We start from the raw sequence: 1,038 nt of genomic DNA, 5'->3' as shown, positions 1-1,038 counted from the left end.
GGTTCCGTTTTGGTCATATGTGAATCTCATATATAAACGTGGAAATTCATTAGTAGACGTCACTGTTTTTACATCAACATAGCAAGAAACTACTCCCCTTTTCTTTTTGAACAGGTCCGCGCGTAAATTTTGATGAATAAATGCTTTATTGCTTGTTACTTGTAAACCTTTTTTAATAGTTGGAACTTCAGGGATATTAACATCGATAATTTTCGTTGTAACTGGGTTTGTGATTCCGACCCAATTGTTATTGCTATTCGAAAAATCAGAGTTAATTACATAGTTACGAACATTCACTTCTCTTTTTTCTAAACTCGACATTTTTTCAGTAATCTTACCAGCTTGCTCTTTAATCTCAGTTGTCGTCTTTGTAAGTCCGTCTGTTGTTGACTTGATATCAGCGATTGTTTGTTGTGTACCTTCCACAGTGTGTTCGATGGTATTAACCTTATCGCCAATTTCATTACCTTGTTTGGTTAACTCTTCAATAGAAGTTTTAAAACCTTCACTTGTTTGCTCAATTTGAGTTACTTTCTTATTAATGTTACCTTGTTCATTTTGTACGTCAGAAATTGTGCGACTAACACCCTGCAAACTCTCTTGCACTTCATTAAATTGCCCTGTCGCTTGCTCTTGTGCTTCTTGAACCTTTTGATTTAACTCCGTTTTAGCGGACTCAATATCTTTATTAACTTGCTCAAGCGTTTCTTGCTTCACTGATTCGACGTCCGGAACAACCGGTTCCCAGTCACCATTCTTCCACAGTTTGAGAATACCGGGCTTACCGTTTGATATGTCTAACCATAACGTTTTGCCATCTTCTAACCCTGTTGTCGGCGGATTTACACTTTCAATAATCGTTGTTTGATAGTTTTTTAGATTCTCTTGCACCTTCTCCGCTAACTGTTTCGCCGCCTCGGATTCTTTTTGTACAATTTCAACTTTCTCATCGGTTTCTTGTACGAGCTTTTCTAACTGTTCTAATAGTTCTTTGTTCGCTTTACTTCCTAATGTAGAAAGGATTCTATTGTACATTTT

Annotated in this window: 1 pseudogene; it reads right to left on the bottom strand. The window is 36.8% G+C overall.

Annotated features, from left to right (window positions below):
- Positions 1-1,038: pseudogene (locus MR058_RS22820) on the bottom strand (phage tail spike protein); the annotation flags it as partial.

The sequence above is a fragment of the Bacillus cereus group sp. BfR-BA-01430 genome (assembly GCF_022663115.1).
Taxonomy (GTDB): Bacteria; Bacillota; Bacilli; order Bacillales; family Bacillaceae_G; genus Bacillus_A; species Bacillus_A cereus_BD.
The sequence above is the reverse complement of the archived record's forward strand: the minus strand, read 5'-3'. Positions and strand labels throughout refer to the sequence as shown.